Here is a 7,025-nt window from a genome sequence, read left to right as displayed (position 1 = left end):
GGCGACGTTTTCGTATTCACGGTGGTATGTCACTTGGCGCTTTCCACTTTCTCCTGCAATTTGCGTTTGGTTGGGATAACTACCACCTTCACTCTTTTCATATTCATGGCAAAGACTACGGTATTAGCTACGAAGGTGGATTAGGCTTTTATGATAATCCTTGGACGATTTCGCTTGCCTCATTTCAGTTTGAAAATCGCGATAAATTTACTTATGAGTATAATTTTTACCGTCATTGGTTATTAGATATCCGTATTGAAGCGATTGAATCAAACATAAATCAAAACACGCCTTTTTGCCTTGGTGGCCAAAGAATGCCGAATGCCACTAAATATGATGAAACCGAAGCCACGATTAAACTTTTAGAAGCCATAGCAGAAAGTAATGATTGCACGACTTGGGCAGATATTCAGGAGTTTATCGATGAATACAACCGAGTTAAATTTAACCGCCGACGTCTCAATCAGTTATTAAAGCGCTATGATTTTGACACACCGAACTATTCACAAGGCTTAGACTGGGCTCTCTAAAGGTATACTTTTACGTAAATAGAGATCTCTGTCCTTAAATTGTCTCTAAAGGTGGTATAAATTGGGGTTTAGAGAGTATTATGAAAACCTCTATAACCTTTATGGATTATTCTATGATTTATGCTTACATTCGTATCAGTTCTGCTGAGCAGAATTCTGCACGACAAGAAATTGCGATTCAAAATTCAGGTTATAAAGTCAAAACCGTTTTTACTGATATTGCTAGCGGCAAAGATACACATCGACCCAATTTACAACAATTATTAGCGCTACTCGTATCTGGAGATACGTTAATTGTTCACTCTATTGATCGTTTATGCCGCAATATGATGGATATGTGTTATTTAACGTTAGATCTGAAACAGCGAGGCATTTCACTCATTTTTCTCAAAGAAAATATTTGCTTTTCAGCGAATGAAAACAATCCATTACAAGAACTTCAATTGCATATGATGTCCGCATTTAGTCAATTTGAACGAGCGCTAATTAGGGAACGCCAAGCGGAAGGAATTGCGGCTAAAAAACATCGAGGGGAGCAAACGGGTCGCCCTCCTGCAGATAAGCGTAAGGTTATCATGGTTGATGAATTAAAAGCGAAAGGTATTCGTCTTAAATTAGCCTGTGATAACGTTGGAATAGGTGTTTCAACTTACTATAAGTTAAGGAAAAAATAATCCATTAACTTTGGAGGTCGTATGATGAAGATCGTAGTGACAGCAAAGGTAATACACGATGATGGTTCCGCCTATCAAGAAACCTTATTGACGTTACAGAAAACTGCCGAACACAGTGAACCTTTGGGGTTATCCCTTAACGAATCAAAGATATTGCTCAATAGTGCTCAATTAGCCATTATACAGGCCCAAAGCCAATCCTATATGCAAGCGCATCGAGAGTGCCCACACTGTCATCAACGCCGTCAAATAAAAGATCATCAGGCCCGCCATTATCATACTTTATTTGGTGTTATTCCGATTAAAGGGCTTCGGCTTTACCGTTGTCACTGTGAGACAAATAATACAAAATCAGTGAGTTTGCTCAGTGAATGGCTACCCGAAAATACCCATCCCGAACTAAAATATATTGAGGCTAAATGGGCCTCATTGATGTCTTATGATCTTACCGCCGATAGATTAAAAGATATTTTACCGATCAATAACGCGCTAAATGCCTCCACAATACGTAATCACTTAATCAGCGTCGCTAAACGGCAAGAAGCTGAGTTAGCCGAGCAACCCGATTTTCTCGATAAATCCGCTTATGACAATAAGCGGTTGCCCCGCCCAGGAAAACCGATGGTGATTGGATTTGATGGTGGTTACGTTCGAGATTGCCATAACCGAAAAAACAATTTTGAAATCATTACAGGAAAAGCTTACGCTGAAAATCTTCAAGCGAAACGGTTTGGCTACGTTCACACATTTGAAAACAATCCAAGAAAACGCTTACTTTCTGTACTTAATGCTCAAGGAATGCAAACGAATCAACAGATATCATTTTTGTCGGATGGGGCCGATAATCTGAGAATGATGCAAATCGGTATTTACCCCGAAGCTGAGCATATTTTAGATTGGTTTCATATTAGTATGCGCCTAACAGTGCTTAACCAGTGTGCTAAAGGGGTTGGCTCACAATCCTCAAGGATTGGTATAAAATTAAGAGATTTACTGGAAAAAACAAAATGGTATTTATGGCATGGTAATGTCGATGAGGCATTAGAACAACTAGAGAGCTGTTTATGTATTTTTGATGATGAAGAAGATAGTCAAGCCTATAAAAACAGCAAAAAAATGGTACGGTATTTAGAGGAAATGATAACTTATATTGATAATAACCAAGCTATGATCCCCAATTATGGGGAACGGTATCGCTATGGTGAACCCATTTCAACGGCATTTGTGGAATCAACAGTGAATGAAGTTATTGCAAAACGAATGGCAAAAAAACAGCAAATGCAGTGGAGCCAAGAAGGTGCACATTACCTTTTACAAACCCGAGTGGCCGTTTTAAATGATGAATTAGAGGGCATCTTTCACCGTTGGTATCCTAAACTAAGTAGCACTGAGTTAGATGCAATGGCCGCGTAAATACCCCATACTTTTTTATGCTCTCCAATATGGAAATTTGGGCCAGAATATGAAGAAATTGTACCAAAAAAAAATTCCACTCCAGCAGTTATAAATAAAGCTCCAATCAATAAAAACGAAATGCTTATTCGATTAAGCTCTTCAATTGAGAAAACTATAGAATTATTGAAGTGGTTATCCCCCACTGCATATGACGACTACTTAAATTCTGAAAGTTTCAAATCGTTAAATTGGCTTGTAACAGACGAAGGGATCGAAACGTTCATTAAGTATAAAGATATAAAATCAATTTCTTTTAATAGAATGACAAAAGCAAGAACGATGAAAAAATTAGTCCGTGGAAGCAGAGGGTGCTCCATGATTATGATAGAAAAAAATGCGGCGGGTGTTCTTTTTTTATACCCTTAAAGAGAAAGAGGCTGCCGTTAGGCAGCCTCTTTCATAGACTCTTTGCGACTGGCCCGTACCGCTTATCTACAATAAGTATGGTAAAGGTTAACCCAACGCTTACACTGAGCATCATATACAAATACACAGGAATGTCAAATACTTTTGATGAGCTCTAGTTTATATAAATGATGTATTTTCCTCTTATCAGAAAAACATACATCTTCCTTTGTGGGATAGAAAAATTTAAATTTAGCGTTATTTTTTCAAAAATATTTTATAATCTTTTAATCTACGAGAATATTCAACAATTGAGCTATCTTTTAATTTTGTTTTTACCGTTAAATTATATTTAAACGCTGTAATATCAAAGCATTACATATTAGCTTGTTCGCTTATGTTTCCACAAAAACGACAGACCTCGCTAAACATTCTATGACATATTCTGCGTATTTATTCAATGCCGAGACCGCATTATTTAACGATGCGCCGGAGTAATGATCCGATAAAACCGCCATGACCTGCTCAACATTAAATTGCGACATGTGAACCTCTAGCTTCATCAACAACGTATCGATACGACGTAACCGCGTGACATATTCTCGTACAGTACTGACGTTCATCGATGAGTTCAATAATAAATGCCGTTGAAAATCTATTAAATCCACAAAGCGGGGCAAGGGCGGCGAATACAGCTCACTGCAAAAACGACACAGAACCCGTAATCGCGTCGTTTGCAGTACAGTCCACTGTGTTTCATTCAACCGCTGTGACATATTCTTGATATCATCTTTATTAATTGCCATTCCATCCAGCATCAATGACACCCGTTCCAGACGTGTATGGCAAGCAGTACAACGTGTCTGTGTTTTCTTAAACTCATCAAGGTAACGCCTTAATGCTCGAGTTTTTACTTTACCTTCAGTCATACACCTTCCTGTCAAAAAAGATGAAAATTAACCGGGTTTGACGCTCAGTGGAACGAAAACTCACGTTAACCGATGTTTAACCGATATTGCCAATCATCATCATCAAATTTCCCCTGAAGATGGTGCTGTTTCATAACTTCGCTAAATTGTTTTTTATCACCCAGCACCCAAAAATCCACCGAGTTAACCTGTTTCCCCTCATCACTAAACCCCACGGTTAAAGCCGATTGCGTGACATAGAAGGTGGGGATGGCGGTCAGTATCGGTTTTTTCGTGATCAGTTTTTGCCAGCGGTCATCACTAAGCACCGCGCTATCCCACCCTAAATCTTTAAGCAGCTCAGTTGCGTAGGTCAGGCGAAACAAATCACTTTGGCTGGTAATATCACAACAACACGAACGCCACAGATACTCCAAGCGGAATTTCAATTTTGAGGTCACCAACCGTTGTTGGCCAAGATTGATGAGCCATTCAAAATCATGGACGACACAGCGGTGAAACCGTTTTTGTTTGAGTGCCGTTTGTAGCCAGCGAAGCAGGAATAGATTTTCAGACTGGGCGTTTCGAGCCGCTTTTCCGTCCCATTGCGCCAGTTTGAGCGCCACTAACGCGGAAAACGCTAACTTACCTAACCAATGATTTTTTTCTTCAACCGAAATTGGAGAATGGATTATCTTTGTCATGCGGTTCGTGATTGTTGTTTAGCCAGTTTTTGAATGCGTTTTAACGTATCAGCGACATCTGATTCCGTGACAGTTCCGTTCGGTTGACCGTCTTTATCATAGCGTACCGCACCAGGCATAATCGTGGTGCGATATTTCATACTGTGACTAATGGCCGCAAGGCTACGTTTCAATTTTTTAGTCGAAATTGGCAATTTACGGGCATTTTTATCCGCCAATAAGACCTCTCGTGTACCAATTGACATCGGTCGAAGTTGTTCATTAGGAAAAAGGTGTGGCCAATATTCTGAGATATTCGCGATAGCTTCCTCTAAGGAGAGATGTTTTTTTGGTGGCGTTGGCGGAATAACTTTTTTTTCTAATGGGATGATAACCTCTTTCTGTTTTTTCGCAGGCGGAGAGGTCACTTTTTTAGTAGGTTGAGTTGGCGCTGTTTTGGCGGGTTTATTGGGTTTACGCTGTGTATTGACCACCACCTGTTTACGGCGACGCTGAATAACTGGTTCGGTACTTTCCGACTCTTTTTCTATCGTCGGACGTTTTAACGTCAGTGTTTTGCGCTCCATTTTAACCTCACACCAAAATCGCGTTTATCATCAATGCATTACTAGCAGGTTATCATGAAATTTCACCGAAATCACCCGCCCAAAGGGCAGTAGACGGCAAAAACAATCACAGAGAACAGGTTAAGGTTAGGGCCGTCGAGACCCGCGTTAGCGGTTACGTGCTGTTTAAGACCCCTATCTACCCCCTGTCCTGGTTGAGCTGACTGAAATTAACACCGTTATTTTGTTTGTTTGACCCTTTGAAAAACGCAGTGAGACGGGCGAGAGGCGAAGCCTCGATGAACGGCTGTAGCTGCGCGTTAAGATGGCCATTGGCCAGCTTTACGGGGGCAATGGCACGATACTGACACCGTGTTCTGAGCGACAGCCATTTATGGCTTGTAAGCGAAGGCTTTATTGGTTTTATCTCTTTAGAGTGTGCGGCTTGAAAAAGCAGAGCCGCAACTCCTTATTTATAAGGTCGTTTAGTTCAGAACCTAAAAACGAATTTAACCATAAAACCCCAAACGAATTCGAAGTTAATTGAGGTAAATAACATCATTCGAAGTTAAGAGCATAAATAGCAAACGAAAATAGGCTAGCGGCCATCATCGCGACAAGTTGAGCGATTGAGACAACCTCTTTATCGCTCAAAAAACAAGCTATCCAGATTTAGGGCGAACGAAACCACCGCCAGTCAAGGCGGTAAATTTAGGGGGGATGAATTAGGAGTCGGGTAAGTGTTCGAGGTAATGCAGGTAAATAGCCTGCCCTTGAACACTCGGATACAAGGCTTTCACTTTGCGCTCAAAAGCCATGACCGCCGCAATAGGCTGTGTCACCTTCCACGATTCAAAACGACGCCATGCGGCATGTTCGGCGCTTTCTGGTGCTTCCAAACTTTTGGCTAACGCTTTCTTTTCCTTCAGGGCCTTAGCTAAATGTTTCTTCTCTTGTTTGAGCGCTTCATCTTTCCCAACCACGAGGGTTTTAAGCTTGTTGAGCAGGTTGCGAAGTTTGTGCTTAGTATCCAGTGACGCCACATTCGCACGGGCAAGTCGCAAGACATGTTGGGCGTAGCGTTTTTGATAGCTCTCTTTTAATCCCTTCTTTTCCATCCAACGGCTAAAACTAGAGACCACTTCGCGCAGTTCTAACGCAGAAAACCCGAGCCCATGGAAAAATTCAGGGCGTATCCAAATACGCATCGCTTTGTATTGTTTGGCCTCGATATCAAAATCGCGATCAATGACAATCAGGTTTGCTTGTTCCCAGTCGCGTAACGCGTGCAAAATTGGATCGTAACTTTTACGCCCACAGTCATAGCGATACAGTTGGCCACACAATTCCGCCAACTTCTCCACGGAGCACATCACTTCAAACAGCGCGTCACTTTCGGGGTTATAATCGGCATACGCGATCATGGCCATCGCTAACGCATCAAAGGTTTCTCGACGCTCTGAACGCACAGATATCCGTTGCTTTCGGCTATAACGCAGTTGGTAAATATGGGGGTTTCGGTTCCAATCGTGACGTTTTAACGCGGCTGCAAAGCGACGTACAGGCACTAATTTCGGTAATTGCCCTAAAAATTTTGGCGCATAATGCCGATGAATTTTACCGACGGAACAAGGAATTGCAGGAATTGAGATCCCATTAGACATGTCTCTCCGCACTTATGTTGTACGGAAGGAGTTGAATTTTCTTGCGCATAATTCTATACTCCCCGCTAGGAGTTCAACATTACCCCTAGCGGAATTGCTCTGATGACCCCTGATAATCTTTACGTCCCGCCAAGAATGTAGAAGATTTCAGGGGTTTTCTATTTGGGTTCACAGCACATGTTTGTGTGTTACATCCCATC

The 7,025-nt window shown here is 41.5% G+C and carries 7 protein-coding genes; 3 read left to right on the top strand and 4 right to left on the bottom strand.

The genetic code is table 11. From position 1 onward, the window contains the following. The 3 genes from PR767_RS21115 to PR767_RS21105 all read left to right on the top strand — a co-directional run. Positions 1-530, top strand: a 530-nt coding sequence (locus PR767_RS21115; protein ID WP_336297932.1) for a plasmid pRiA4b ORF-3 family protein, incomplete at its 5' end; no start/stop codon positions are given. 80 nt (positions 531-610) lie between these two features. After that, complete coding sequence (locus tag PR767_RS21110) at positions 611-1,204, top strand: recombinase family protein (RefSeq protein ID WP_272520905.1); 594 nt, start codon at positions 611-613, stop codon at positions 1,202-1,204. A gap of 24 nt (positions 1,205-1,228) precedes the next feature. Next, complete coding sequence (locus PR767_RS21105; RefSeq protein ID WP_442959810.1) at positions 1,229-2,617, top strand: ISKra4 family transposase; 1,389 nt, start codon at positions 1,229-1,231, stop codon at positions 2,615-2,617. 782 nt (positions 2,618-3,399) lie between these two features. On the opposite strand, the gene PR767_RS21100 is transcribed toward PR767_RS21105, so the two are convergent. The 4 genes from PR767_RS21100 to PR767_RS21085 all read right to left on the bottom strand — a co-directional run bounded on the left by PR767_RS21100 (position 3,400) and on the right by PR767_RS21085 (position 6,825). Further along, the gene (locus PR767_RS21100) at positions 3,400-3,933 is read right to left on the bottom strand and encodes a site-specific integrase (protein ID WP_272520903.1); all 534 of its coding nucleotides are present in this window, start codon (positions 3,931-3,933) and stop codon (positions 3,400-3,402) included. Positions 3,934-3,998: 65 nt separating this feature from the next. Further along, positions 3,999-4,616 carry a DUF2913 family protein gene (locus tag PR767_RS21095; RefSeq protein WP_272520902.1) on the bottom strand — a complete coding sequence of 206 codons (618 nt, stop codon included), beginning with the start codon at positions 4,614-4,616 and terminating at the stop codon, positions 3,999-4,001. Next, complete coding sequence (locus PR767_RS21090; protein ID WP_272520901.1) at positions 4,613-5,182, bottom strand: ProQ/FINO family protein; 570 nt, start codon at positions 5,180-5,182, stop codon at positions 4,613-4,615. The genes PR767_RS21095 and PR767_RS21090 overlap by 4 nt, the downstream gene beginning before the upstream one ends. 704 nt (positions 5,183-5,886) lie before the next feature. Beyond that, on the bottom strand, positions 5,887-6,825 hold the full coding sequence (locus PR767_RS21085) for a RepA family replication protein (protein WP_272520900.1): 939 nt from the start codon (positions 6,823-6,825) through the stop codon (positions 5,887-5,889). Positions 6,826-7,025: the final 200 nt, after the last annotated feature.

This window comes from Providencia sp. PROV223, assembly GCF_028479245.1.
Lineage (GTDB): Bacteria > Pseudomonadota > Gammaproteobacteria > Enterobacterales > Enterobacteriaceae > Providencia > Providencia rettgeri.
This window is presented reverse-complemented; position numbering and strand designations above follow the sequence as displayed.